Origin of the sequence: Microbacterium stercoris (genome assembly GCF_017592545.1) — a bacterium.
GTDB classification, from domain to species: domain Bacteria; phylum Actinomycetota; class Actinomycetes; order Actinomycetales; family Microbacteriaceae; genus Microbacterium; species Microbacterium stercoris.
The window spans coordinates 191,640-217,294 of the sequence record NZ_JAGFOA010000005.1 but is presented as its reverse complement, the minus strand read 5'-3'; the positions used below and the strand labels follow the sequence as shown (position 1 = coordinate 217,294).

At 69.7% G+C, this 25,655-nt stretch carries 21 protein-coding genes; 8 read left to right on the top strand and 13 right to left on the bottom strand.

Features of this window, described 5'->3' with window-relative positions:
• Positions 1 to 78: 78 nt before the first annotated feature.
• Positions 79 to 288, top strand: coding sequence for a DUF7455 domain-containing protein (locus J5V96_RS13420; protein ID WP_208500174.1), 210 nt, complete (start codon positions 79 to 81; stop codon positions 286 to 288).
• Positions 289 to 382: 94 nt separating this feature from the next.
• Here J5V96_RS13420 and J5V96_RS13415 read toward each other — a convergent pair whose 3' ends face one another.
• Entirely contained in the window at positions 383 to 1,414 is a 1,032-nt protein-coding gene (locus J5V96_RS13415; protein ID WP_208500173.1) for an alanine racemase, read from the bottom strand.
• Positions 1,411 to 2,094, bottom strand: coding sequence for an alanine racemase (locus tag J5V96_RS13410; protein ID WP_208500172.1), 684 nt, complete (start codon positions 2,092 to 2,094; stop codon positions 1,411 to 1,413). The genes J5V96_RS13415 and J5V96_RS13410 overlap by 4 nt, the downstream gene beginning before the upstream one ends.
• A gap of 53 nt (positions 2,095 to 2,147) precedes the next feature.
• On the opposite strand from J5V96_RS13410, the gene J5V96_RS13405 reads away from it, so the two are divergent.
• Complete coding sequence (locus tag J5V96_RS13405; protein ID WP_208500171.1) at positions 2,148 to 3,170, top strand: sugar-transfer associated ATP-grasp domain-containing protein; 1,023 nt, start codon at positions 2,148 to 2,150, stop codon at positions 3,168 to 3,170.
• Positions 3,171 to 3,304: 134 nt separating this feature from the next.
• Here J5V96_RS13405 and J5V96_RS13400 read toward each other — a convergent pair whose 3' ends face one another.
• The 3 genes from J5V96_RS13400 to J5V96_RS13390 form a co-directional block, all read right to left on the bottom strand.
• Positions 3,305 to 4,003, bottom strand: a complete 699-nt coding sequence (locus tag J5V96_RS13400) for a coenzyme F420-0:L-glutamate ligase (protein ID WP_208500170.1) — start codon at positions 4,001 to 4,003, stop codon at positions 3,305 to 3,307.
• Positions 4,000 to 5,313 (bottom strand): RNA polymerase sigma factor, encoded by a 1,314-nt coding sequence (locus J5V96_RS17095; RefSeq protein ID WP_307793382.1) that lies wholly within the window; start codon positions 5,311 to 5,313, stop codon positions 4,000 to 4,002. Before J5V96_RS17095 ends, J5V96_RS13400 begins: the two co-directional genes overlap by 4 nt.
• A gap of 224 nt (positions 5,314 to 5,537) precedes the next feature.
• Entirely contained in the window at positions 5,538 to 6,470 is a 933-nt protein-coding gene (locus J5V96_RS13390) for a proteasome assembly chaperone family protein (RefSeq protein ID WP_208500169.1), read from the bottom strand.
• A gap of 69 nt (positions 6,471 to 6,539) precedes the next feature.
• On the opposite strand from J5V96_RS13390, the gene J5V96_RS13385 reads away from it, so the two are divergent.
• The 3 genes from J5V96_RS13385 (at position 6,540) to sucB (ending at position 11,286) form a co-directional block, all read left to right on the top strand.
• A complete protein-coding gene (locus tag J5V96_RS13385; RefSeq protein ID WP_208500168.1) occupies positions 6,540 to 8,027 on the top strand; it encodes a leucyl aminopeptidase in 1,488 nt (495 codons plus the stop codon).
• Between the two features lie 37 nt (positions 8,028 to 8,064).
• Complete coding sequence (lpdA, locus tag J5V96_RS13380) at positions 8,065 to 9,447, top strand: dihydrolipoyl dehydrogenase (RefSeq protein WP_208500167.1); 1,383 nt, start codon at positions 8,065 to 8,067, stop codon at positions 9,445 to 9,447.
• A gap of 99 nt (positions 9,448 to 9,546) precedes the next feature.
• Positions 9,547 to 11,286 (top strand): 2-oxoglutarate dehydrogenase, E2 component, dihydrolipoamide succinyltransferase, encoded by a 1,740-nt coding sequence (gene sucB / locus J5V96_RS13375; protein WP_208500166.1) that lies wholly within the window; start codon positions 9,547 to 9,549, stop codon positions 11,284 to 11,286.
• Positions 11,287 to 11,353: 67 nt separating this feature from the next.
• Here the strand turns inward: sucB and J5V96_RS13370 are convergent, their stop codons facing one another.
• Positions 11,354 to 12,730, bottom strand: a complete 1,377-nt coding sequence (locus tag J5V96_RS13370; protein WP_208500165.1) for a hypothetical protein — start codon at positions 12,728 to 12,730, stop codon at positions 11,354 to 11,356.
• 144 nt (positions 12,731 to 12,874) lie between these two features.
• Between J5V96_RS13370 and J5V96_RS13365 the strand changes: the two genes are divergently transcribed.
• Positions 12,875 to 13,582: a DUF4191 family protein gene (locus tag J5V96_RS13365; protein WP_208500164.1), complete on the top strand. Its 708-nt coding sequence runs from the start codon at positions 12,875 to 12,877 to the stop codon at positions 13,580 to 13,582.
• A gap of 73 nt (positions 13,583 to 13,655) precedes the next feature.
• On the opposite strand, the gene J5V96_RS13360 is transcribed toward J5V96_RS13365, so the two are convergent.
• Complete coding sequence (locus tag J5V96_RS13360; protein WP_208500163.1) at positions 13,656 to 14,051, bottom strand: RDD family protein; 396 nt, start codon at positions 14,049 to 14,051, stop codon at positions 13,656 to 13,658.
• A 171-nt stretch (positions 14,052 to 14,222) separates the two neighbouring features.
• Between J5V96_RS13360 and glnA the strand changes: the two genes are divergently transcribed.
• On the top strand, positions 14,223 to 15,647 hold the full coding sequence (gene glnA, locus J5V96_RS13355; protein WP_208500162.1) for a type I glutamate--ammonia ligase: 1,425 nt from the start codon (positions 14,223 to 14,225) through the stop codon (positions 15,645 to 15,647).
• Between the two features lie 217 nt (positions 15,648 to 15,864).
• The gene (locus J5V96_RS13350; RefSeq protein WP_236014372.1) at positions 15,865 to 16,140 is read left to right on the top strand and encodes a hypothetical protein; all 276 of its coding nucleotides are present in this window, start codon (positions 15,865 to 15,867) and stop codon (positions 16,138 to 16,140) included.
• 34 nt (positions 16,141 to 16,174) lie between these two features.
• Here the strand turns inward: J5V96_RS13350 and J5V96_RS13345 are convergent, their stop codons facing one another.
• The 6 genes from J5V96_RS13345 to tatC form a co-directional block, all read right to left on the bottom strand.
• Positions 16,175 to 19,168, bottom strand: a complete 2,994-nt coding sequence (locus tag J5V96_RS13345; protein ID WP_208500161.1) for a bifunctional [glutamine synthetase] adenylyltransferase/[glutamine synthetase]-adenylyl-L-tyrosine phosphorylase — start codon at positions 19,166 to 19,168, stop codon at positions 16,175 to 16,177.
• Between the two features lie 7 nt (positions 19,169 to 19,175).
• Positions 19,176 to 20,516: a glutamine synthetase family protein gene (locus J5V96_RS13340; RefSeq protein WP_208500160.1), complete on the bottom strand. Its 1,341-nt coding sequence runs from the start codon at positions 20,514 to 20,516 to the stop codon at positions 19,176 to 19,178.
• 89 nt (positions 20,517 to 20,605) lie between these two features.
• Positions 20,606 to 20,821, bottom strand: a complete 216-nt coding sequence (locus tag J5V96_RS13335) for a methionine aminopeptidase (protein ID WP_208500159.1) — start codon at positions 20,819 to 20,821, stop codon at positions 20,606 to 20,608.
• A 10-nt stretch (positions 20,822 to 20,831) separates the two neighbouring features.
• Complete coding sequence (lnt, locus tag J5V96_RS13330; protein ID WP_208500158.1) at positions 20,832 to 22,433, bottom strand: apolipoprotein N-acyltransferase; 1,602 nt, start codon at positions 22,431 to 22,433, stop codon at positions 20,832 to 20,834.
• Complete coding sequence (locus tag J5V96_RS13325; RefSeq protein ID WP_307793375.1) at positions 22,430 to 24,829, bottom strand: DEAD/DEAH box helicase; 2,400 nt, start codon at positions 24,827 to 24,829, stop codon at positions 22,430 to 22,432. Before J5V96_RS13325 ends, lnt begins: the two co-directional genes overlap by 4 nt.
• Positions 24,826 to 25,653, bottom strand: coding sequence for a twin-arginine translocase subunit TatC (gene tatC, locus J5V96_RS13320; RefSeq protein WP_372439924.1), 828 nt, complete (start codon positions 25,651 to 25,653; stop codon positions 24,826 to 24,828). The genes J5V96_RS13325 and tatC overlap by 4 nt, the downstream gene beginning before the upstream one ends.
• Between the last annotated feature and the right edge of the window lie 2 nt (positions 25,654 to 25,655).

The window sequence follows — 25,655 nt, the reverse complement described above, 5'->3', positions numbered from 1 at the left end:
GGGCAGGTTTCTCAGCCCGCAGTGGTTACATGTGATGCAACTCGCAGGACCCGAACCGACATCGAGGAGGCAGACACCATGACCGTCACCGAAGCACCCGCCCCCTCCTACCGCCTCACGGCGATGGACCGCTGCGACTCGTGCGGAGCGCAGGCCTACATCGCCGCCGAGGTCAACGGAAGCGAGCTCCTCTTCTGCGCGCACCACGGCCGCAAGTACGAGGAGAAGCTGCGCGCCGTCGCCACGTCGTGGCACGACGAGACCGCGCGTCTCATCGACGCCCCCTGACGCCGCCCCCACGCATCACGCGCCCGTCCCCCTCGAGGGGGCGGGCGCGTTCGCGTGTACCACGGGTCCGCCGGCAGGGATCCGTCTGGCTCGGTCAGTCGACGACGACGCGAGGGATGAGCGGCGACAGACGCAGGAGCGGCTCCTCGCCGACCGTCCCGATCGCCTCCGCGAGCGTCGTGGAGGACGACTCGCCGCGCGCTCCGTCGCCCCACACCGCGACCTCGTCGCCGACCGCAGCCCCCGGCCAGGCGGCCACGACGCTGGATCCCAGGGCGACACGCAGCAGGGCCCGGCTGCCGCCGGGCGTGCCGACATCAGCGACGCCTGCGAGAGAGGACGGGAGCCCGTCAAGGGATCCGATCCCGATTTCCACCTCGTCGCCGCGCACCGCCACGACAGGCGCGACGAGAGTCGCGACGGGGACGATGCCGGGTAGCACGGGACCGTCCGCAGATCGCACGCCGTACACAAAGGCACCGAAACGCACCAGGTCGTAGCGGAACTCCTCGCGCGCCCACCCTGCCGCGCTGGCGGCCAGGTGGCGCACTTCGGGGGCGAGGCCCGCCTCACGGGCGACCTCGACCGCCACATCGAACGCCGCGCGGGCGACGTCGTCGTCCTCGTCGCTCGCCTCGGAGATGTGGCTCCAGATTCCCGCGACGCGAATGCGCCCGGCGCGTTCGAGCTCCGCGGCGCGGCCGACGAATGCCGGCCACTGCTCGGGACGCACGCCGTTGCGATGCAGTCCCGTGTCGATCTTCAGGTGCACGACGGCGGTGCCCGCCGCCGCGTCGGCGATGCGCTCGAGGTATGCGGCATCCCCCACGCCGAGTTCGAGGCCTCCCGTGAGGGCTTTGTGCGTCTCGTCAGTGCCGAGCGTCAGCCAGCAGAAGACGCGTGCCGCGTCGCCGACCGCGGCCTTCGCGCGAAGGGCGCTCCGCAGATCAATCGCACCGAGCCACGACACACCCGCTTCGCGGACGACACTCGCCACGGTCTCGACGCCGTGTCTATACGCATCGTCCTTCACGACCACCATGACCTCGGCGGGCGCGACGCGCGCCCGCACCGAGGCGATGTTCTGTGCGAGACGCGCGCGAGAGATGCGCAGCTGAGCCGTCACGCGACCACCTCCCGCTCGACGTGGAGCCCGACGGCGCAGACGAGCTCGGCCGGGGTGAGCCCCGTGATCCGCGACCAGTCGGCAAGGGCGTCGCGCACGAGACCGGATCCGAAGTACACCGCGGTGTCGCCGGCGTCGACCGCGGCATCCGCGATGTCGATGACACAGACGTCCATGGCCACACGACCCACGATGGGCCGCACGGCGCCCGAGAGCTCGACACCGGCGTTGTTGCCGAGGGCGCGCACAACGCCCTCCGCGTATCCGCCCGCGATGAGCGCCAGCCGCGTGTCCGAGGTGGCGCGATGGGTGTACCCATACGAGACTCCCTCTCCCGCCAGCAGGGGCTTCGTCGACAGCACGGGCGCCGCGAGCGAGAGCACCGGTGTGCCCCCCGATCCCGGGAGACCGTAAAGCAGCTCGCCGCCGACGGGGTCTGCTTCGACCGCTTCGAGGCCGGCCGCCTGCACCACCGCAGCGTCTCGCCGATCCGCGTTGGCGTAGCGGATGCCCTCGGCTGCGACAGCCTCGGCCGCCACGCCGACGCCATGGCCCCACGCGTCGCGTCGCAGATCGGCGACAGCGCCCGGATCGGCCGCGAGAAGACGGGCGTTGGAGCGAAGGGCCGAGCGTGAGATGCGGGCCAGCGGGGCGGCTCGCCGGGGGTTCGGCCAGGTCATCGACCTAGACTAACCCGGGGGCCGAACCGCCCCGATGACCTACGGAGTGTGCATTGTCTGACAACCGACTCGGCCTCGCCGGCAAGTTCCGCTACCTCGCGGAGCGTGCCCGAAACATCGACGTGAAGTCGGTGGTGGAGCGCGCGAAGGAGGTGCACGAGCAGCACGGCAGCTGGACACCGAAGGTGCTCGCGGACATGCTGTGGTCGGCCGCTCGCAACGATGTCGCCTTCCAGGACTACGTCGACTACGACTTCGCTATCCTCTCCAAGGCCGAGCGCGCCACCTTCATGACCCACCCCGTCTCGATCCGCATCGCCAAGCAGACCGCGCAGCTCGACAAGAGGGTGCTGTTCGAGAACAAGATCGAGTTCAACAAGCTGTTCGACCGCTTCCTCAAGCGGGAGTGGCTCATTGTCGACAAGAACAACGCGGACGCGGTGAAGGCCTTCGCCGAGAAGCACGGCACGTTCATCGCGAAGGTGCCCGTCAGCCACATGGGCCTCGGCGTGCGCCGATACCACGCGTCGGATGTCGGCGACTGGGACGCGTTCCACCGCGGACTGCTCGAGCGCGACGAGCTGCTGCTCGAGGAGGTCATCCGCCAGCACGATGACCTCGCCGCGGTCTGCCCTGGCACCGTCAACACCACGCGCATCACGGCGTTCAACGACGGGACGGACGTGCACATCCTCGCGATCGCCCAGAAGTTCGGTCGCGGGGCGGTCAGCGACCAGATGTCGTACGGCGGCTTCTACACGATGCTGCACGACGACGGCCGCGCATTCGGCGACGGCTATGACTCGCACGGCCACGTGCACCAGAAGCACCCCGACACCGGCTTCCCGATCGCCGAGTTCCAGCTGCCCTTTATGGACGAGGTGATCGCTTTCATCAAGGAAGCCGCGCGCGTTGTGCCCGAGGTGCCGTACGTCGGCTGGGACGTCGTCGTCACTCCCGAGGGCCCCGTGCTCGTCGAGGGCAACTGGGGCGCGGGCGTCTACGAGAACAAGCCGAGCGTCACGGGCATCCGCACCGGTCACAAGCCCCGCTATCAGAAGGCGATCGGGTTCTGACGCGGCACGGCTCGGTCCCGGCGGGGATGCGGTCTGAGCTGCGCCGCATCGGCCGAGGAGGTCGCGGCTCCGTCCAGACCCGCTGGTGAGAACAGGAAAGGCCCCTCCGAGGAGGGGCCTTTCCTGTTTACGGATTACGCAGGGCGGACGATGCCGAGTGGCGTGGACTGGTGTCCCTGGCCGAGCGGATTGTCGCTGAGGATGCGCACGAGGCGCTTCTCCCCCGCCTTGTCGAGCGTGGATCCGAGGATGTTGCCGCCGATGTCGTTGATGTCGACGACTGCGACATCAACGCCACCCCCGAGCAGCTGCTGCAGGTGGCGGGCCACCTCGCGCGGCTTCTCGGGGCCGAGCACCACGGCCTTGTTGTACGGCGGGATCGTGCCGGACGTCGGACCGTCGATCGCGCGGGCCTTGTCGCCGGCGATGCGGTAGAAGTCGCCGCGACGCCCGAAGGCCTTCGTGACGGCGGCCACCGCGGCCGCGAAGAGGATGCGCGGGGTGCCGCACTCACGCAGCGCCATCTCCATCGTCTCGGGCATGCCGAGACCGATGCCGTACGGCGTCTTGACGACGTACTTGGAGAGGAAGCGTGCGAGCGGACGCACCCGGATGTCGGTGAGCAGGTACGAGCGTCCCTGCGTGATCGCGACGATCTTCTCGGTCACGAACAGCAGATCACCCGGCTGGACGGCATCCTTCGCATAGGTCGTGATGACCTCGTCGAGAGAGTCGTCCGGCATGACGACGCGCGTGCGCAGCGGGATGCGCTGCACACGCTCGCCGTCCAGCTGAACCTCGAGCGCCTTGCCCTCGTTCGCCGTGCCGCTCACTCGAGGTAGTCCCGGAGCGACTGCGAGCGCGAGGGGTGACGCAGCTTCGCCATCGTCTTCGACTCGATCTGGCGGATGCGCTCGCGCGTGACGCCGAACGTGTCGCCGATCTGGTCGAGCGTCTTCGGCTGGCCATCGCCGAGACCGAAGCGCATGCGGATCACGCCGGCCTCGCGCTCGGAGAGCGAGTCGAGCAGGCTCTCGAGCTGACGCTGGAGCATCGTGAAGCCGACCGCGTCGGCGGGGACGACCGCCTCGGTGTCCTCGATCAGGTCGCCGAACTCACTGTCGCCGTCCTCACCCAGGGGCGTGTGCAGGGAGATCGGCTCACGGCCGTACTTCTGCACCTCGATGACCTTCTCGGGGGTCATGTCGAGCTCCTTGGAGAGCTCCTCGGGTGTGGGCTCGCGGCCGAGATCCTGCAGCATCTGACGCTGGACGCGAGCGAGCTTGTTGATGACCTCGACCATGTGCACCGGGATGCGGATGGTGCGGGCCTGGTCGGCCATGGCGCGCGTGATCGCCTGGCGGATCCACCAGGTGGCGTAGGTCGAGAACTTGAAGCCCTTGGTGTAGTCGAACTTCTCGACCGCGCGGATCAGACCGAGGTTGCCCTCCTGGATCAGGTCCAGGAACTGCATGCCGCGACCGGTGTAGCGCTTGGCGAGCGAGACGACGAGTCGGAGGTTCGCACCGAGCAGGTGGGACTTGGCGCGCTGACCGTCGCGGGCCACCCACTGCAGGTCGAGTCCCAGCTGCTGCGACTTCTCGGCCGCGGACATCTTGGAGAGCTTCTCCTCGGCGAACAAGCCGGCCTCGATGCGCATGGCGAGGTCGACCTCTTCGGCGGCGTTGAGGAGCGGCACCTTGCCGATCTGCTTGAGGTAGTCCTTGACCGGGTCGGCCGTCGCGCCGGTGATCTGCGTCGAGTAGACGGGGACGTCCTCCTCGTCGCTCGACGAGATGACGATCGCGCCGGTGGGCAGCGGCTCGGTGACGACCTTCGTCGTCGCCTCGCCCTCGGCGCTCTCCTCCTCGGCCGACTCGTCCTCGACGTCGATCTCCTCGACCTCGACGGGCTCGTCGCCCTCGTCGTCCTCGTCCTTCGCCTTCTTGGTCGACGCCTTCTTCGGCGCCGCCTTGGCGGCGGTCTTCCGCGCGGGCGCCTTGGCGGCGCCGTCCTTCGCGGCGGCGGTCTTGCGTGCCGTGGTCTTCGCGGGCGCCTTCTCGGTGGCGGGCTCGACGGCCTCTTCCACCTCGGCGTCCTTCTTCTTCGCGGTGGTCCGCGGAGTCTTCGTGGCTGTGGTCACGTTTTCGCCTTTCACCGGCGGCACTCGCGCGCCGCGCCCCCGGATGTGTACGGGCACTAGTAAGACCCTTGTCAAGTCCGGCGCATCATATGCGCCGTCTCGACAACGGGTCGGACACCCATTGTCTCATAGGTCTGCGGACGCTCACGCACCGCATCATCGCGGTGGCGTCGCACCCGCTTTTCGCACACTGAAGTCAACGTGCGCAGCGGTCGTGCTATTCCTCAGGGCTTCTTGTCGTCGTCGGTGTTCGGCCGGCTCGCCAGGAAGCGCTCGAGCTCGGCGGCGAGTTCGTCCGCGCTCGGCAGATCTCCCTCGCGGATGCCTCCCACAGAGGGAACACCGCCCCCGACAACCCCCGCGGCGTACGCGTCGTAGCGCTCCTCGAGGCCACGCACCATCGCACCGAGCTCGTCGTTGCCGGCGATCTGATCCTCGACGCGGCCGAGGTACTCGCGGTTCTCGCCGTAGAGGTCGTCGAGCGTGAATACGAGCCCCGTCGCCGCCATCAGGCGATCGAGCCCCGCGATGGTCGCTGCCGGGTAGTCGGTCTCGGCCAGATAGTGCGGGACAAGGAGCACGAAGCCGGCGGTGTCGAAGTCGGCCTCGATGAAGCGGTATTCGAGCAGATGGCCGACGGTGGCGGGCACCTGCGTGCGCGGGTGCCAGATCGAGTGCGACTCGATGAGCTGAGCGCGGTTTCCACTGACCGTGGTGCCGAGCGTGCGCGTGTGCGGCACCGGCATGCCGATCGCATGGACCCAGGTGACGGAGGAGACGGCGAACCGATCCGCGAACCGGATCACCGCGTCGGCGAATGCATCCCACGCGAAGTCCGGCTCGTAGCCCGAGAGAAGCAGGAACGGCTGCCCGAGGGCGTCCCTCGCGAGCGAGAGCTCGAGGCGCGGCGGGCGGTAGTCGCTGAGGTGGTCCTGCTCGAAGGTGACGATCGGTCGTCGCGCCCGGTAATCGAGCAGCGCGTCGTTCGAGAACACGACGACGGGCCGCGGCGCGAGCTCCTCGCGCGCGAAGTCGATGAGGTTGGAGACGGCGCCACCGGCATCCGTGAAGCCGGTCAGCAGGAACACGAGCGGCAGCCCCTGCGGGACCTCGGGTCCGTTCGCGACGTGCTCGTAGATGTCACCGGTGAAGGGCATTCCTCCATGCTACGAGCCGTCGGTGCGGCGCGGCCCTCTTCCGCTCTGCGCGTACCTAGGATGGACGTCATGCCGATTCCCGTGCTCGCGCTGACCACAGATTCGTTCCCCTCGGAAAGCGCGGAGGCGGCGATCCTCGCCCTGCCGTCGTTCGACGAGCGCGAAAGGCTCGACGTCCCCGGCTTGAAGCCCGCGCTGGAGGCGATCGGCTTCACCGGCGCCAAGAACTCCTTCGCCCGGGTCTACGCCCCCGAGGTGACCGACAAGCCGCTCGCCGTCGTCGGTCTCGGGGCCGAGCCGGATGGCGACGACGTGCGCGAGGCGATCGGCGCGGCCGTCCGCCAGCTGACCGGATTCGGCACCGTCGCGGTGCACGTGGCCGCTCGCGTCGACGACGCCTGGCGCCTCGCCGCCGAGGGAGCCGCGCTCGGCGGGTACTCCTTCGACTCCTACAAGACGACGGATCCGGACAAGGCGGCGAAGAAGCGCCGTGCGTCGACCGTCCTCGTCCACGTTCCCGGCCCGGTCGACGAGAGCGCCCTCGCGACCGTCCGCGCCGGCGCCGAGGCGGTCGCCCTCGTGAAGGACCTCGTCTCGACGACCGCTGACCGCCAGAGCCCGGCGCAGCTGGCCGACGCCGCGGTCACCGCGGTCGAGGGCCTCGGCGTCGACGTCACCGTGTACGACGAGGCAGCGCTCGAGGAGGGCGGCTTCGGCGGCATCCTCGGCGTGGGTCGCGGATCGGATCGCCCGCCCCGCCTCGTGCGCCTCGAGTGGGCGCCCGACGGCGCCGACCGCCACATCGCGCTCGTGGGCAAGGGCATCACCTTCGACACGGGCGGTCTGTCGCTGAAGCCCGCCGCATCCATGCTCGGGATGAACGAGGACATGACCGGCGCGGCCGAGGTGCTCGCGGTCGTCCGCGCCGCAGCGCAGCTCGAGCTGCCCGTGCGCGTCACGGCGTGGATGTGCATCGCCGACAACATGCCCTCGGGCCGCGCGACGCGACCCGGCGATGTGCTGACGATGCTCGACGGCACCACCGTCGAGGTCACCAACACCGACGCCGAGGGACGCCTTGTGCTCGCCGACGGCCTGGTCGCCGCCAGCCGTGAGAACCCCGACGTGATCGTCGATGTGGCGACCCTGACCGGCGCGATCCTGGTCGCCCTGGGCACTCGCCACACCGGTGTGATGGGCCACGGCGACGCGGTGGACGCCTTCCTGCGCTCGGCCGACCGCACCGGCGAGCTCGCGTGGCCCCTGCCGCTGCCGGGGTACATCGCCGAGCAGCTCGAGTCGCGCGTCGCCGACATGCGAAACGCCGACATGGGCAACCGCAACGGCGGCTCGATGTACGCGGGTCTGTTCCTGCAGCGCTTCATCGGGCGCACCGGCGACCACGAGGACGCTCCGCGCATCCCGTGGGTCCACCTCGACATCGCGGGCTCGGCGATGAGCACGTCCAGCGCGTACGGCTTCACGGACAAGGGCCCGACGGGCGCCACCACCCGTGCCCTGATCGACTTCGTCGCAGCGGGCGGCGAGGTTCTGTGACGCGCCTCCGCGCGACCACATCAAGCGAGGGAGCGAAGTGACCGAGTCGAGATCCGCAGAGTTCGATGTCGTGGTGCTCGGCGGCGGATCGGGCGGCTATGCCGCAGCGATCCGCGCCTCCGAGCTCGGCAAGTCGGTCGCTCTGATCGAGAAGGACAAAGTCGGCGGAACCTGCCTGCACCGCGGCTGCATCCCCACGAAGGCGCTGCTGCACGCGGCCGAGATCGCCGACTCCGTGCGCGACGCGGCTTCCTATGGCATCACCGCATCGCTCGGCGGCGTCGACCCTGATGCGCTGCGCGCCTACCGCGAGGGCATCGTCGCGAAGAAGTTCAAGGGCCTCGAGGGCCTGATCGCCCGGCGCGGCATCACCGTGGTGGCCGGCGGAGGCCGTCTCGAGGCGGATCGCACGGTGCGCGTCGGCGATGACGCCTACATCGGCAGGGACGTTGTGCTCGCCACCGGCTCGTACAGCCGCAGCCTGCCCGGTCTCGAGATCGGCGGCCGCATCCTCACCAGCGAGGGCGCACTCGCGCTCGACGACATCCCGTCGTCGGTCGTCATCCTGGGCGGCGGCGTGATCGGCGTCGAGTTCGCGAGCGTCTGGCGCTCCTTCGGTGCCGAGGTCACCATCGTCGAGGCGCTCGAGCACCTCGTCCCCAACGAGGACCTCGCGCTCTCCAAGGGCCTCGAGCGCGCCTACCGGAAGCGCGGCATCCAGGCCCGCCTGGGAGTGCGCTTCGCCGCGGCGACGCAGGACGCCGAGGGTGTCACCGTCGCTCTGGAGGACGGATCCGAGATCCGCGCCGACTACCTGCTCGTCGCTGTGGGTCGCGGTCCCGTGACCTCCGGGCTCGGGTTCGAAGAGGCGGGCGTCGCGCTCGATCGCGGCTTCGTCACGGTCGACGAGAGCCTGCGCACCTCGGCCGAGGGCGTCTGGGCGGTCGGCGACATCGTTCCCGGACTCCAGCTCGCCCACCGCGGCTTCCAGCAGGGCATCTTCGTCGCCGAGGCGATCGCCGGCCTCTCCCCCGTGCCGGTGCCCGAGACGCAGATCCCCAAGGTCACCTACTCGCACCCCGAGGTGGCCTCCGTCGGACTCACCGAGGCGCTCGCCATCGAGGCGCACGGCGCCGACGGCATCGCCACCTATGAGTACAGCCTCGCGGGCAACGGCAAGTCCGAGATCATCGGCACGAGCGGACTCGTCAAGATCGTGCGACGCGTCGATGGCCCGGTGCTCGGTGTGCACCTGCTCGGCGATCGCGTCGGCGAGCTGATCACCGAGGGCCAGCTCGCGGTCGCCTGGGAGGCTCATCCCGAGGACATCGCCCCCCTCATCCACGCGCATCCGACGCAGAGCGAAGCGCTCGGCGAAGCCTTCCTGCTGCTCGCCGGGAAGCCGCTGCACGCGATCTGAGCGTCGCTCCGCCGAAACTCGCAGGCGCAGGCGGTCCGATTCGCGGTCCGCACGTCACTAAGCTGTAACACGTCATCAAACCCTGAAGGAGACTCCGACATGAGTACTTCCGTGGTCCTCCCCGAGCTTGGCGAAAGCGTCACCGAGGGAACGGTCACCCGCTGGCTGAAGAACGTCGGCGACACGATCGCCGTCGACGAGGCCCTGCTCGAGATCTCGACCGACAAGGTCGACACCGAGATCCCGTCGCCCGTCGCGGGTGTCATCGAGGAGATCCTCGTTCAGGAGGATGAGACCGTCGAGGTCGGCGCCGTCCTGGCCAAGATCGGTGACGGCTCCGCAGCCCCCGCGGCCCCGGCCGCGCCCGAGGCTGCTCCGGCCGAGGCCCCCGCGGCTCCGGCTGCTGCGGCTCCGGCTGCCGAGGCTCCCGCCGCTGCGGCTGCCCCGGCTCCCGCCGCGGAAACCGCTCCGGCTGCACCCGCCGGCGACGCGACCGACATCGTGCTCCCCGAGCTCGGCGAGAGCGTCACCGAGGGCACCGTCACGCGCTGGCTGAAGCAGGTCGGCGACTCGATCGAGGTGGACGAGGCGCTCCTGGAGATCTCGACCGACAAGGTCGACACCGAGATCCCCTCGCCGGTCGCCGGCGTCATCCAGGAGATCCTGGTGAACGAGGACGAGACCGTCGAGGTCGGATCGGTGCTCGCTCGCGTCGGCAGCGGCGCCCCCGCCCCCGCCGCCGAGGCGCCCGCCCCGGAGGCTCCGGCCGCTGCTCCCGCTCCCGCCGCTGCTCCCGCACCCGCCGCTGCTCCGGCTCCCGCCGCTGCTCCGGCCCCGGCTCCCGCCGCAGCTCCGGCTCCGTCCGCCGCTCCGGCCCAGACTCCGGCTGCTCCGGCACCCGCCGCTCCGGCACCGACCGCGGATGACGACAACGTCTACGTGACGCCCCTCGTGCGTCGCCTGGCCGCCCAGAACGGCGTGGACCTGTCCACCGTCTCGGGCACCGGTGTCGGCGGACGCATCCGCAAGGAAGACGTGCTCAAGGCCGCGGAGAGCAAGTCGGCTCCCGCCGCCACGGCGCCCGCGCCTGCCGCGGCCCCGGCCACCAAGCTCGAGGTCTCGCCGCTGCGCGGTACGACCGTGCCGATGAGCCGCCTCCGCAAGGTGCTCGCATCGCGCGCGGTCGAGTCGATGACGTCGACGGCACAGCTCACCACCGTGGTCGAGGTCGACGTCACGAAGGTCGCGGCGTTCCGTCAGCAGGTGCAGAAGGACTTCGTCGCCGCGACCGGCGGCAAGCTGTCCTTCCTGCCGTTCTTCGCCAAGGCGGCCGTGGAAGCACTGCAGGCCTACCCGATCATCAACTCGACGCTGGACGGCGAGAACATCGTCTACCCGGCTTCCGAGAACCTCTCGATCGCGGTCGACACCGAGAAGGGCCTCTACACGCCCGTCCTCCGTGACGCCGGTTCGAAGACGCTCGCCGAGATCTCCCAGGGCATCGCCGATCTGGCCGAGCGCACGCGCAACAGCAAGCTGAAGCCCGACGACCTCGCCGGCGGCACGTTCACGCTCACCAACACCGGTTCGCGCGGCGCGCTCTTCGACACGCCGGTGGTGTTCCTGCCCCAGTCGGCCATCCTGGGCACCGGCATCGTCTACAAGCGCCCCGGCGTGGTGACGGTCGACGGCGTCGAGGCGATCGCGGTCCGCTCGTACGTCTACCTGGCACTCTCGTACGACCACCGCACGATCGACGGCGCGGATGCGGCTCGCTTCCTCTCGGCCGTCAAGGCCCGCCTGGAGGAGGCGAACTTCTCCGCCGACCTCGGCATCTGAGAGCAGTCCACCTGAGGGGGCTCGGTCCGGCATCACGCCGGCCGGGCCCCTTCGGCGTCCGTGCATCTCAGCCGGCTGGCAGCAGCTGCGCGCCGCGCAGCATCCAGTGGCCGTCGAGCCGCACGATCTGCAGCAACGCAGATCGGCCTTCCGGCCCATCGGCGCGCAGCACCGCAACATCGCCGTAGTCGTCCAGCAGTTGGGTGGTACCGGCCTCCGCCAGCGCGGCGAGCACGCCATCGTCGATCGCCTCAGCGCCCGGTTCGCGCACGACCTCGCACAGCGGATCGCCGTGTGCGGCACAGTCGACGATCGCCCTGCGGAGACGCTCGCCGGCAGCGCGCGCGTCCTCACGGTGCGCCGTCGGGCGCTGAGTCGGTGTCTGGGTCGGTGCCGGTGTCGGCACCGCGGGTGCGGTGGTGCCGGGCGCGGCTGACCGGCCACCTCTGCCTGGGGACCGCGCATCGGCGGGTTGCACGTCCGTGGGCCAGAGCAGCCCGCCGCCGAGTACCACGGCTGCCACGGCCGCACCCACCATCAGCGGAACACGACGTCCACCCTCGCTCCTGCCCGTCGCAACACGCCGCACCGCGCCACGGACGCGGTCGAGGGTCTCTCCGAGCAGGTCCGCGAGCGCTGCGCCGGCGAAGCTCTCGGACATCGCGGTGAGTGCCCCACGCGGGGGCGGTCGGAACGCCTCCCTCGCTCCGACTTCCGGCTCATCGAGCATCGCCCGTCGTGCAGGTCTCGCGTCGGGCTGCTCGATGCCGCGCGACGCGAATGCTTCGAGAAGCGCGTCTTCGAGGGGGCCGATCAGCCGCCACAGCCGGCGAGGGCGCTGCAGCGCCTCGCGCGCCTGCCCGAGCAGTCGGAGCATCACGCGGTCGCGCGTGTGCGCGGCCGCCTGCTCCAGCAGATCCGCGGCCTCCCGCGCGATCTGGCCACCATCGGGCATCGGCGCGAAGAGCGGACGCCCCTCGTCGTCGAGCCACCAGCGGCCGGGCATCGGCTCGCCCTCCGGCCCGATGTCGTCCCAGGCCTCGCAGGTGCCCCGAAGCACGCTCACCGCGAGCGTGACGATCTCCCCTCCCGCCAGGGGACGCCCCTGTGCGCTTCGCGCATCGAGAAGGCGGGTCACCCGTTCGCGGCACCATGGCAGCTCGAGGTCGTGCCCGTCGGCACGACGCACGACGTCCCGGGGCGTCAGCAGGTGCTGCGGCGGTTGCCCGCGCGCCGCGAAGACACCGTCTGCCGCCATTGCGGCATCGGCGAGCAGCACTCGCCGCTCCCCGACCGCGGCGAGCACGCCGTCGAGAGGCGCCTCGGGCGGCGAGATCCGGCGAATCGGGCGGTAGGCATCGGTCAGCGGTGCCGACGTGGAGGCAGACCGCGCTGTCTCCGCGGGCGGATCCGGCGCGCCGGGACGAGCTCGCAGCTGGGGCATGCCCCCATCCTGCGGCGTCGACGGAGCGCCCCAGCGGCGGGAGGTCGAGATGTGAACGAGCGGGGCCGAACGGCCGGATGTGGACGAGCCACAGCACCGCGGGGGCGGTCGAGCGCCAGCGCACGCCTCGGTAGACTGGAGGGTATGGCAGCACGCACCCCTCAGGCTGAGAAGCGCCCCGGCTTCTTCTCGCAGATCCGATCCCTGTTCACCTTCACGCGCGAGGTGTACCCGTGGGTCGGCTGGGTGCTGGTGGGGGTGGCCCTCCTCGGAATCGGGATCGGCGTCGCGCTCGGCTTCCTTCTGCAGCCTGATGTGCTCGGCATCGTTCTGTGGAGCATCGCCGGCCTGCTGATCGGCGCGCTCGGAGCGATGATGACGCTCACGCGCTTTTCGACCGGCGCCATGTACAAGAAGCTCGATGGCATGCCCGGCGCATCCGGCCATGTCCTCTCGACCATGCTCGGCCGCAACTGGCGTGCGAGCGAGATGCCCGTGGGCGTGAACCCCAAGACGCAGGAGGCCGTGTACCGCGCGGTCGGTCGCGGCGGCATCGTCGTCGTCGGCGAGGGCGCGCGCGGCCGGCTGACGAAGCTGATGCGCGACGAGAAGATGAAGACGAGCCGCGTCGCCGCCGGTGTGCCCGTGACGGAGCTGTACGTGGGCCACGGCGAGGGCGAGGTGCCGATCTCCGAGCTCGTGCGCACGATCAAGAAGCTGCCCAAGGCCATCGACCGCGCCACCATGGGCGCCGTCATCCAGCGCATCGAGTCGATGTCGCAGTCGCTCGCATCGCTGCCGATCCCGAAGGGCATCGACCCCACGAAGGCGCGCGCGCCGCGTCCGCGCTGACATCCCGATCTCCTGAGACGAGGAAAGGCCCCGCCACCAGGCGGGGCCTTTTCGGTTTCGCGAACCGATCGGGTCAGGCTCGGACGAGCACGGTGCCCGCCACGAGGTCGTGCAGTCCGCGGTTGTCCTTGTTCCAGATCACCGCCGGGATCACCAGGACCAGCAGGGCCGAGCGCACGATCGGACGCCACACGCCGGTCCAGCCGCCGCCTGCGGCCTGAAGCCGAAGGCCGGCGATCCGGTGTCCCGGGCTGCCCCCGATGGTCGGGATGAAGACGATGTGGATCACGGCGAACACGGCGAGCGGCGCGAGCTGCTCCCCCGCGAAGAAGGCGTTCGCGATGACCAGGGTCGCGGCCCAGTCGACGGCGAGCCCCAGGATCCTTCGCGGCAGGTGGGCGATGCTTCCGCGCCCGTCTCTCGGAAGCCCAAGGCCGTGGCCCGGGTAGTCGTCACCGGAATCGCTCATCGTTCCAGCCTAAGCGGCGCGGCGGTCCTCACCGGTCCGCCCCCGTCCTGACCCCGCGTAACATTCCGGAAACACGAGGGACACCCTCGAGCAACGCCCCCGGGATACTTTCGTCGAGTCACCTGCGTTCCAGGCGATCCCCACCCTAAGTCCCACCACTCTGGAGCCTCCATGTTCAACGACTCTTCCGAGGTGCTGTCGTACATCAAGGAAAACGATGTCAAGTTCCTCGACATCCGTTTCACTGACCTTCCTGGTGTCCAGCAGCACTTCAACATCCCGGCCGCGTCCGTCGACGAGGACTTCTTCACGGTCGGTCAGATGTTCGACGGGTCGTCGATCCGCGGCTTCGCCTCCATCAACGAGTCGGACCTCCAGCTCATCCCCGACGTGACCACGGCCTACCTCGACCCGTTCCGCGAGTCCAAGACGCTGGTGATGATCTTCGACATCTTCAACCCGCGCAACGGCGAGATCTACTCGAAGGACCCGCGCCAGGTCGCCAAGAAGGCCGAGAAGTACCTCGCCTCGACCGGCATCGCGGACACCGCGTTCTTCGCCCCCGAGGCCGAGTTCTACGTCTTCGACGACGTGCGCTACGAGGTCTCGCAGGGCAAGTCGTTCTATGCGGTCGACTCCGAGGAGGCGGCGTGGAACTCCGGGCGCGAGGAGGAGGGTGGCAACCTCGCGAACAAGACCCCGTTCAAGGGCGGCTACTTCCCCGTCTCGCCGGTCGACAAGCAGGCCGACCTGCGCGATGACATCTGCCTGAAGCTGGCCGACGCCGGCCTCGAGGTCGAGCGCTCGCACCACGAGGTGGGCACCGCGGGCCAGGCGGAGATCAACTACCGCTTCGACACGATGGTCCACGCCGCGGACGACGTGCTGAAGTTCAAGTACATCGTGAAGAACACGGCGGAGCAGTGGGGCAAGACCGCCACGTTCATGCCGAAGCCGCTCTTCGGCGACAACGGCTCGGGCATGCACGTGCACCAGTCGCTGTGGTCGGAGGGCAAGCCGCTCTTCTTCGACGAGAAGGGCTACGCGCAGCTCTCGGACATCGCTCGCTGGTACATCGGCGGCATCCTGAAGCACGCCCCCGCGCTGCTCGCCTTCACGAACCCGACGCTCAACTCGTACCGTCGTCTGGTCAAGGGCTTCGAGGCGCCGGTCAACCTCGTGTACTCGGCCGGAAACCGCTCCGCCGCGATCCGCATCCCGATCACGGGCTCCAACCCGAAGGCCAAGCGCATCGAGTTCCGCGCTCCCGACGCCTCGGGCAACCCGTACCTCTCGTTCGCGGCCCAGCTGATGGCCGGTCTCGACGGCATCAAGAACCGCATCGAGCCGCACGAGCCGATCGACAAGGACCTCTACGAGCTGCCGGCCGAGGAGGCCAAGAGCATCCCCCAGGTTCCGAACTCGCTCGTCGACTCGCTCGAGGCGCTCGACAACGACCGTGAGTTCCTCACTGCCGGCGGTGTGTTCACGGACGAGCTGATCGACACGTGGATCGCCTACAAGCACGAGAAGGAGATCCTTCCCGCCGCGCAGCGTCCGCACCCCTTCGAGTACGAGCTGTACTACGGCGTCTGAGAATCGCCGCCGGGTCGTCGGGGAGCGGAGGCGGTCGCATCCGCTGACGCTCCCCAGATCCTGATAAGAGCCCTTCGAGTTCACCTCGAGGGGCTCTTTTCGTGCAGCGGGCGCGATGGCGGGGCCCAGAAGCACGCGGGAACGCGCGGGTCTAGCGCGCTCGGCGACGTCCCGCAACCCGGTCGAAGCGGCGCACGGTGCGGCGTAGCGTGCCCACATGGTTGAGATGCAGACGATGGTCCGTACGGAGGTCACGGTAAACGGCTCTGCGTTCCTGCTTGCTCAGGGTCAGGACGTGGAGGCGCTGAAGGCGCGAATCGAACAGGCGGCCTCGCAGACCCGGTTCGTGGAGTTCACGGTGGTCGGCAATCGCTCGGTCAGCGTGCTGGTCTCGCCTGCGACCCACGTGGTGTTCTCGCTCGAGACGGTGCGGTACGACCCCCGCGACACGGGGGATCTCCTCGAGCCCTACGGCGGGCCCTTCGACCTTTGAGGCCCGGCGCGGCGGGCTCACTGAGCCAGCCGGATCACCCGTAGAACAGGCGATCGAAGACCTTGCGGGCGCGACGAGCCGTGCCGAGCCAGTCCTGCTCGACCTGGGTGGCGCTGTGCGGCGGGTATTCGAGAATGCGACCGATGCCCTCGAGGCGCCGACGGTCGGTGGGAAGCAGATCGCTGGTCTGTCCCGTGAGCAGCGTGTTGGCTGACCGCAGGCGGCTCGCCAGGATCCACGCGGCCCGCAGGAGCTCCGCGTCCTCCTCTGTGATGAGTTCCGCTTCGACGGCGGCATCCAGGCCGCCGAGCGTCGAGGTCGTGCGCAGCGCCGGGATCTCATGCGCGTGCTGCAGCTGCAGCAGCTGCACAAGCCACTCGACGTCACTGAGTCCACCGGGGCCGAGCTTCAGGTGGCGGGTCGGATCCATCCGGGAGGTGACCCGCTCGTTCTCGACGCGCGCCTTGATGCGCTTGATCTCCCGCACCGCCTGAGCGTCCGGCGAGGGCGAATAGCGGACATCGTCGGCGAGCCGCATAAACGCCTCCAGCAGCTTGTGCGAGCCGGCGACGCCGCGCGCGCGCAGCAGAGCCTGAGCCTCCCAAGAACCCGACCACCGGCGGTAGTACTCGGCATAGGCGTCCAGCGACCGCACGATCGGGCCCTTGCGCCCCTCGGGGCGGAGATCTGCGTCCAGCTCGAGCGGAAGACGGAAGTCCTCGGACACCCGGCGCAGCTCGGCGACGATCCGCCCCGCGTGCTGCTCCGCGCGGTGGGGCTCCACGTTCTCCGGCCGATAGATGAAGAGCACGTCGGCGTCCGATCCGAAGCCCAGCTCCGATCCGCCGTAGCGGCCCATGCCGACGATCGAGAAGTCGAGCGACACGTCCTCGTCCGGCACCACGGCGCGCTGCACCGCGCGCAACGTGGCGCGCAGGGTCACATCGGTGATGGTGGTCAGCGCATCGGCCACCTGCTCGACGGTCGTCGCCCCCAGCACCGCGCCCATGGCGGCACGCAGCATCTCGCGCCGACGCAGGGCCCGTACGGCGCGCATCGCGTCCTCGAGGTTCTCGTGGCGCGTGCGGATGGCGCGCGCCTCCTCCTCTAGCGCGGCGGCACTGCGCGGCCGCATCTGCTCGTCGCTGTCGAGCCATGCGACGGACTCGGGAATCCACTCCATCAACTCGCCCGCATAGCGGGAGGTCGAGAGCAGCCGGGTCAGCCGCTCCGCCGCCCCGGACGAGTCGCGCAGCATCCGCAGGAACCACGGGGTCTCCCCCAGGCGCTCGCTGATGCGGCGGAAGACGACCAGCCCGTAATCGGGATCTGCCCCGTCCGCGAACATCCGGAGCATGACGGGCATCAGGGTGCGCTGGATCACCGCCTTCCTGCTCAGCCCACTCGTGATCGCGGCGATATGGCGCAGGGCGACGGCGGGTTCGCGGAAGCCGATGGCGGCGAGACGGTCGCGTGCCTGGTCCTCCGTGAGCGACCCCTCGTCCTGAGGCAGGCGGGCGACGGCGCCCAGCAGAGGCCGGTAGAAGAGCCGCACGTGGATCTCACGCACCTCGCGCTTGATGTCCTCCCAGACGGCGGTCATGCCGCTGGCGGATTCGGCCAGCCCCGTCGCGCGCGCCAGCACACGCAGACCGTCCTCCGTGCGCGGCATGAGGTGGGTGCGGGAGAGTCCCACGAGCTGCAGGCGGTGCTCGATCAGACGCAGCACGCGGTAGTCCCGGTCGAAGACCTTCGCCTCCGCACGACCGATGTAGCCTCCGTCATCGAGCGCCGGGATCGCTCGCAGGGTCGCAGGTACGCGGATCGCCTCGTCGGTGCGGCCGTGCACGAGCTGCAGCAGCTGCACGGCGAACTCGATGTCGCGGATGCCCCCCGGGCCGAGCTTGACCTGGTGGGGGACGTCGGCGGCGGGGATGTGCTCCATCACACGCTCGCGCATCTTCTGGGCGCTGTCGACGAAGTCCTCACGCCCTGAGCTCGACCACACAAGCGGCTGCGTCGCGGCCACGTACGCCTCGCCGAGCGCGATGTCGCCGGCGATAGGCCGGGCCTTCAGCAGCGCCTGGAACTCCCAGCTCTTGGCCCAGCGGTCGTAATAGGCCAGGTGGGACTCGAGCGTCCGCACCAGGGCACCCTGTTTGCCCTCGGGGCGAAGGTTCGGATCCACCTCCCAAAGGGGCGGCTCCGCCTCGATGCCGTCGATGCCGCGCATGGTCTGGATGGCCAGCCGCGTCGCGATCTCGATGGCGCGGGACTCCGCAAGCTCTGAGCCGGGGGCCGCCTCGCCGACGAAGATCACGTCGACATCCGAGACGTAGTTCAGCTCGCGCGCACCGCACTTGCCCATGCCGAGGATCGCGAGCCGCGTCTGCGCGATCTCCTCCCGCGGGAAGCCGCCGAAGCCGCCCTTGCCGAGCGCCTTCGTCCGCGCGATCGCAAGCGAGGCGTCGAGCACCGCGCCCGCGGCGTCCGCCAGGGCGGCGGAGACCTCGTGGACGACGGCGACCGGATCCGCGCTCATCAGGTCATACGAGGCGATCTCCGCGAGCTGGGCCCGGTACTCCACACGCAGCCCGATCCACGCCGAGTCGTCGCCGGACGCGGCGAAGCCGTCCGCGTCCGCTCCGACCGCGCTGTGCATCACGCGCCTGAGCTCGGCGGTCGATGGCAGCCGACGGCCGGCCTCGATCAAGCGCGCGAGCTGATCCGGTCGTCGCAGATAGAAATCGGCGAAGCCGCACGACGCGCCCAGCAGCCGCCAGGCGACGCGTCTTCCGTGCGGATCCTGCAGCACGGTGCTCACGACCTCGCTCCGGCGCAACGCGATGCGCAGGAGGCCTGCCAGCGCCTCGTCGGGATCGGCCGCCGAGGCGGCGTCCGCGAGCAGCACCTCCCGGTCGACCCCGACCAGCTCGGAGAGCTCATCGAGCTGTCCGGCAGCCGCGTCGAGGCGCGAGAAGCCGATCCGGGCGAGGTTCGTCAGCGACGACTGCGCGCGATCCGACATCCGGGGCTCAGATGATGTCGAGGCTGTGCTTCAGCTCGAACTGCGTGACCTGCGCGCGGTACTGGTCGTACTCGCGGCGCTTGTTGCTGAGCACGTAGCTGAAGACCTGCTCGCCGAGGGCCTCGGCGACGAGCTCGCTGTCCTCCATGTAGCGGATCGCGTCGTGAAGGCTGGAGGGAAGGCGCTTGTAGCCGAGCGCGCGGCGCTCCGTGTCGCTGAGCGCCCAGACGTTGTCCTCCGCCTCAGGCGGCAGCTCGTAGCCCTCCTCGATGCCCTTGAGGCCGGCGGCGAGCATCAGCGCGTAGGCGAGGTAGGGGTTGGCGGCCGAGTCGATGCCGCGGTGCTCGATGCGCGCGGACTGGCTCTTGCCCGGCTTGTACCGCGGGACGCGCACGAGGGCAGAGCGGTTGTTGTGGCCCCAGGTGATGAAGCTCGGCGCCTCGTCGCCGCCCCAGAGGCGCTTGTACGAGTTGACGAACTGGTTGGTGACCAGCGCGATCTCCTGCGCGTGGTGCAGCAGACCGGCGATGAACTGGCGGCCGGTCTTGGAGAGCTGGTGGGGGGCTCCCTCTTCGAAGAAGGCGTTCGTGTCGCCCTCGAAGAGCGACATGTGCGTGTGCATGCCGCTTCCCGGCTCTCCCGCGAGCGGCTTGGGCATGAAGGAGGCGTGCACGCCCTCTTCGATCGCGACCTCCTTGATCACTGTGCGGAAGGTCATGATGTTGTCCGCCATCGTCAGCGCATCCGCATAGCGCAGGTCGATCTCGTTCTGCCCCGGGCCGCCCTCGTGGTGGCTGTACTCGACCGAGATGCCCAGGTCCTCGAGCATGCGCACCGAGCGACGGCGGAAATCGTGCGCCGTGCCGCCGGGCACGTTGTCGAAGTACCCCGCGTGGTCGACCGGCTCGAGGCGACCGTCGTGCCCCGGCTTGCCCGACTTGAAGAGGTAGAACTCGATCTCGGGGTGCGTGTAGAACGTGAAGCCGGCGTCAGCGGCCTTCGCGAGGGTGCGCTTGAGCACATTGCGCGGGTCGGCCACCGCCGGCTCCCCGTCGGGCGTCGACAGATCGCAGAACATGCGCGCGGTCGGATCGATCTCCCCGCGCCAGGGCAGGATCTGGAAGGTCGTCGGATCGGGCTGCGCGAGCAGATCCGACTCATTGGTGCGGGTCAGGCCCTCGATGGCCGACCCGTCGAAGCCGATGCCCTCGCTGAAGGCGCCCTCGACCTCGGCGGGAGCGATCGCGACCGACTTCAGCGTGCCGACGACGTCGGTGAACCAGAGGCGAACGAACTTGACGCCGCGCTCTTCGATGGTGCGCAGAACGAAGTCCCTCTGCTTGTCCATGGGTCTCCTCTTCGGGATCCGTCGTGTGGCAGGCCACCAGCCGTCACGGCAGGGGCATGCCGCTCGATCAGCCTAGTGGGCCGAGGAGCTCACGACGCGTCGCCCCACCCGTCCTCGCGCGCCTCCTCGGCGGCCCAGGCCTTCGAGCGCTCCTGCAGTTTCTCCGGAGCGCGCTCGGCCTCCTCTCGCGTCGCGAAGGGACCGACACGGTGAAGGGACGCGGACTCGGGCCCGTGCTCGACCTCACCCGTGCGGGAGTTGTACCACCACTCGTCGGCCGGCAGGCCGGTGTCCTCGAAGCTCATGCCCCCGATGTTAGGCCCGTCGGCGGACAAGGCGCAGGATGCCGAGCGCAACGATCCCGCTCAGCGCACCCCAGAGCAGCCCCTGCTGCACCCACGGCCCGAGCACCACGCCGGGTGTCAGGCCCTCCCGCAGCTCGACATCGCCGATCATCAGGCCGGCTTCGTCCACCGCCAGAGCCGCCTGCGTCGTCCCATCCGGGGCGATGAGCTGGCTCGTGCCCACGGTGGAGAGGTTGACCACGCTGCGACCCGTCTCGATCGCGCGCATCCGTGCGAAGGCCAGCTGCTGCAGGTTCTCGTCGGTTCCACGGAAGTCGGCGTTGTTCGTCTGGAACACCAGCACCTGAGCGCCTGCCTCCTGCCCCTCGCGGATCACGTCGTCCGCGATCACGTCGAAGCAGATCGCCAGGCCTACGACCACATCGCCCCCTGTGACGGTCGGGGCATCCCGACCGGGGGTGTACTCGCGCCCGATCATGCCGATGAGATCGGGCACGATCGCGGCGAAGAACGCGCGATCCGGCACGTACTCGCCGAACGGCACCGGATGCCGCTTGGCGTGCGTCTGCAGGCCGCCCTCGACGTCGACGCCGTCGGCCGTCCAGAGCATGGAGGTGTTGAAGACCTGCTCCCCCACCTCGGACGCCGCGTTCATCAGGATCGGCGCGCGGAAAGCGCGCGCCGCATTCGACAGCATCGTCGCGGTGGCCTGGTCCTGGAGCGGGTCGTAGTCGACGCCGCCCTCGGGCCAGACGACGAGGTCGACCAGCTCCTCGCGCAGCGGCTTCGACGCGTCCAGCTGCGCCTGGATGAGCTCCCACGGCTCGCGCGCGTCCATGTACGCCGACGGTCCGGCGCCCTGCGCGGCGCCCACGCGGAGGCTGCCGACCGGCGTCGTCTGCCAGGCCGGCAGCAGAAGCAGGATCGCCGCGATCGCGACGAAGGGCGTGAACGCCACGATCTGCAGCTCTCGGCGCAGTCGCACGAGCTCGATGGCCGCGGCGCAGAGGAACACGATGAGGAACGTCAGCCCCGTCACCCCCACCCAGGAGGCGACATGCGCGAGCGGACTCTCGGACTGGCTCATGCCGATCCGGCCCCACGCGAAGCCGCCGTACGGCCAGCTGCCGGTGATGAGTTCGCGTGCGCTCCACAGCGCGGCGATGAGGAGCGGGAGCAGCGTCAGGCGAGCCCAACGCGCTCGGGGGAACCACCCATACGCCAGCGCCATCGGGATGGCCCCGAGACCCGTGAACAGCGTCTGGATGCCCGCGAGCGCGACCCACGGCACCCAGCTCTGCGGATTGTCGCCGAGAAAACGGGAGATCCAGTCGATGTGCGGAAACCAGAATGCGGCGCCGAACGCCAAGCCGACGAGCAGCGCCTCACCCGCACGGCGCCCGATCAGCGAGGCGAGCGACAGGGACACGGCGACGGGCGCGAGCAGCCAGATACCCAGAGACGGGAACGAGGCATCCAGCGCGAGCCCGCCGAGGACCGCCGCGAGGACCGCCGCCCAGAGCGGCATGGGGGCGGAGGGGCGCGCGGTGCCGCGCGCGTGGCGGCCGCCGCGCTTCGAGGGACGCGCGGGCCGGGCCTGAGGGCCGGTCATAGCGAGCTGTAGGCGACGATGCCGCGGCGCACGGCGTCGAGAGCCCTCCTCGCGGTGCGCGCCAGCTCACCGTCGGCCACCTGCGAGAGCTGATCGAGCAGGTCGATCGTCTGCTTGGCCCAGCGCACGAAGTCGCCGGCGGCCAGGTCGGCCTCCGCGAGAACACGATCGAGCTGCCCTCCGCGGGCCCACAGGTGCATGGGTCCCGCCAGGCCGGTGGCCACGGGCTGGGTGCCGGGGAGACGGAAGTCCTGCTCGAGATCGTCGAGCTCCGCCCAGAGGCGCTCGGTCTCCTCCAGCGCGAGACGGAACGCGCCCCGCGGCAGCGACCGCGGATCGACCTGCTCACCATCGCGCCCGCGCGGCTCGTACACCAGGGCGCAGGCGAGAGCCGCGAGCGAAGCCGCATCGAGGTTCTTCCAGATGCCCGTGCGCAGCGACTCGGCCACCAGCAGATCGCGGTCGCCGTAGATGCGCTTCATGCGGGATCCGGCCTCGGTGATGGTCGCGTCGGATCCCTCGAAGCGGACATAGTCGAGCGCGGCGAGCACGTCGAGGATGCGGTCGAACTGGCGCGCGACGGTGCCCGTGCGGTTCTCGATCTGGCGACGGGTCTTGTCCGTCTGTCGCTTGAGCTTCCAGTACCGCTCACCCCAGCGGGCGTGCTCCTCACGGTCCGGGCACTTGTGGCACGCGTGCCGGGTCATCCGGCGACGGAGGCCGTTGATCTCGCGCTCGCGCTTCTCGCGCGTGCCTCGTCCGGCCGTCGTGTCGCGGCGGTTGAGCTTCTCAAGGTCGGAGAGGTCCCGGCGGATGGCCGCGTACTCGGCGAAGTCGCCGAGCTCGCAGGTCATGGCCTTCTGGTATCCGGCGAGCGACTCCTCGGCATCCTTCACCTGCCGCGCCAGCCCCACCACCGCGCGATCGGCCTGGAACTGCGCGAACGACGACTCCAGCACCTCTCGGGCACGCTCGCGCCCGAACTGGTCGATGAGGTTGACCGCCATGTTGTAGGTCGGACGGAAGCTCGAGTTGAGGGGGTAGGTGCGCCGCGACGCGAGCGCGGCGACGGCCTGCGGATCCATCGACTCGGTCCACTGCACAACCGCGTGGCCCTCGACGTCGATGCCACGGCGGCCGGCGCGACCGGTGAGCTGGGTGTACTCCCCCGAGGTGATCGCGACCCGCGCCTCGCCGTTGAACTTCTCGAGCTTCTCGAGGACGACGGTGCGCGCGGGCATGTTGATGCCCAGAGCCAGGGTCTCGGTCGCGAAGACGACCTTGACGAGCTTGCGCTGGAAGAGCTCCTCCACGACCTCCTTGAACGCGGGCAGCAGGCCCGCGTGGTGCGAGGCGAGCCCGCGCTCGAGGTTCTCCGCCCACTCCCAGAAGCCGAGGGCCGCGAGATCCTCGTCGGGCAGCATCGCCGTCCGATCCTGGATCACCTCGCGGATCTCGCGGCGCTCCTCCGCCGTCGTGAGCTGCAGGCCCGACCGACGCACCTGCTGCACGGCCGCGTCGCAGCCGACCCTGCTGAAGATGAAGAAGATGGCCGGCAGCAGGTTGGACCGCTCGAGCAGGTGCACGACCTCCGGACGGTCGATGCGCTCGGCGCGTCGCGGCGGACCGGGCCGGTGGTAGGAGCCGCGGCGCCTGCCCGATCGGCGGGCGTCGAAGAACGCGCTGTTGGCGGCGTGCGCCTGGCCTCCGCGCATGCGCATGAGCTCGTGGTTGACCTGCGCGGCGGCGGCACCCGCGCGCTCGTCGAAGAGCGGCAGCAGGTCGCCGCGCACCAGCACGTGCTGCTCGAGCGGCACGGGACGGGTTTCGGAGACGATGACCTCGGTGTCGCCGCGCACGGTGTCGAGCCAGTCGCCGAACTCCTCCGCGTTCGACACCGTGGCGCTCAGCGAGACCAGCCGCACGGCCGCGGGGAGGTGGATGATGACCTCTTCCCAGACGGCGCCGCGGAAGCGGTCGGCGAGGTAGTGCACCTCATCCATGACCACGTAGCGGAGCCCGCGCAGCGCCGTCGAGTCGGCGTACAGCATGTTGCGCAGCACCTCGGTGGTCATGACCACCACGCGCGCATCGCCGTTGATGTTGACGTCTCCGGTGAGCAGCCCGACCTGCTCGGCGCCGTACACCTCCTGCAGCTCCCGGAACTTCTGGTTCGACAGCGCCTTCATCGGCGTTGTGTAGAAGGCCTTCTGATCGGATGTCTGCATCGCGAGATGGATGGCGAACTCGCCGACGATCGTCTTGCCCGCTCCGGTGGGCGCGGCCACGAGCACGCTGCGCCCGCTCTCCAGCGACTTGCACGCCTCGACCTGGAACTCGTCGAGGCGGAACTTCTGGGCCGCCGCGAACGACTCGGTCTGAGGATGAAGGGTCACGAGATCTCCGATTCGAGGGCCTTCTCTCGTCTGGCCTTTCGCCAGTCGAACAGGTATGCGACACCGTAGGCCGCGAAGTACAGCACGACCAGGATGCCCGCCAGGACCAGCATGGAGACGATGTCCGCCGAAGGTGTGGCGATGGCGGCGAACGCGGTCGCGATCACGATCGCGACGCGCCAGCCCCTGAGGATGTCGCTCGCCGACAGGATCCCCGCCAGGTTCAGTGCGACGAGGAAGACCGGGGTGACGAACGCCACGCCCATCGCGAGCAGCGTCTTGAACACCAGGTCGTAGTACTTCTCGGCGTCGTAGATCTGCGACGCGACCTCGGATTGCGGCACGAACGAGGACATCACGAGAAGGATGTGCGGCAGCACCAGCACCGCGACGTAGCAGCCCGCGAAGAAGAGCGGGATCGCCGACGCCATGAAGCCGATCGTGTAGCGCACCTCTTTCCGGGTGAGCCCCGGCATGATGTAGGCCCAGATCTGCCACAGCCACACCGGTGCGGAGATCAGCAGACCGATCGCGAACGCGATGCGCAGGCGCATGTCGAACGCGCCCGTCGCGTTCGCGTAGGTGAGGCGCGTGAACGGGTCATCGAGCTGCTTCGCGACCTGCTCGATCGGTCCCAGCAGGAACTGGATGATCGGATCCGTCAGGAACGCCGCGACGATCATGCCGATCACCAGCGCGGCTGCGCCGATCATCAGCCGCTTTCGCAGTTCGACGAGATGATCCGCGAGCGACATCCGCCGATCGCGGTACGGGAGGTCGTCCTTCGAGACGGGGAGGTCGGACGACGCGGAGTCCGCGGTCACGG

Coding starts and splice junctions, on each gene's coding strand:
- J5V96_RS13365 (WP_208500164.1), top strand. CDS start 12,875: ATGGCAGCACGCACCCCTCAGGCTGAGAAGCGCCCCGGCTTCTTCTCG.
- J5V96_RS13340 (WP_208500160.1), bottom strand. CDS start 20,516: ATGGACAAGCAGAGGGACTTCGTTCTGCGCACCATCGAAGAGCGCGGC.
- J5V96_RS13335 (WP_208500159.1), bottom strand. CDS start 20,821: ATGAGCTTCGAGGACACCGGCCTGCCGGCCGACGAGTGGTGGTACAAC.
- J5V96_RS13410 (WP_208500172.1), bottom strand. CDS start 2,094: ATGACCTGGCCGAACCCCCGGCGAGCCGCCCCGCTGGCCCGCATCTCA.
- J5V96_RS13370 (WP_208500165.1), bottom strand. CDS start 12,730: ATGCCCCAGCTGCGAGCTCGTCCCGGCGCGCCGGATCCGCCCGCGGAG.
- J5V96_RS13360 (WP_208500163.1), bottom strand. CDS start 14,051: ATGAGCGATTCCGGTGACGACTACCCGGGCCACGGCCTTGGGCTTCCG.
- lnt (WP_208500158.1), bottom strand. CDS start 22,433: ATGACCGGCCCTCAGGCCCGGCCCGCGCGTCCCTCGAAGCGCGGCGGC.
- J5V96_RS13345 (WP_208500161.1), bottom strand. CDS start 19,168: ATGTCGGATCGCGCGCAGTCGTCGCTGACGAACCTCGCCCGGATCGGC.
- J5V96_RS13390 (WP_208500169.1), bottom strand. CDS start 6,470: ATGCCCTTCACCGGTGACATCTACGAGCACGTCGCGAACGGACCCGAG.
- J5V96_RS13350 (WP_236014372.1), top strand. CDS start 15,865: ATGGTTGAGATGCAGACGATGGTCCGTACGGAGGTCACGGTAAACGGC.
- sucB (WP_208500166.1), top strand. CDS start 9,547: ATGAGTACTTCCGTGGTCCTCCCCGAGCTTGGCGAAAGCGTCACCGAG.
- J5V96_RS13420 (WP_208500174.1), top strand. CDS start 79: ATGACCGTCACCGAAGCACCCGCCCCCTCCTACCGCCTCACGGCGATG.
- glnA (WP_208500162.1), top strand. CDS start 14,223: ATGTTCAACGACTCTTCCGAGGTGCTGTCGTACATCAAGGAAAACGAT.
- J5V96_RS13385 (WP_208500168.1), top strand. CDS start 6,540: ATGCCGATTCCCGTGCTCGCGCTGACCACAGATTCGTTCCCCTCGGAA.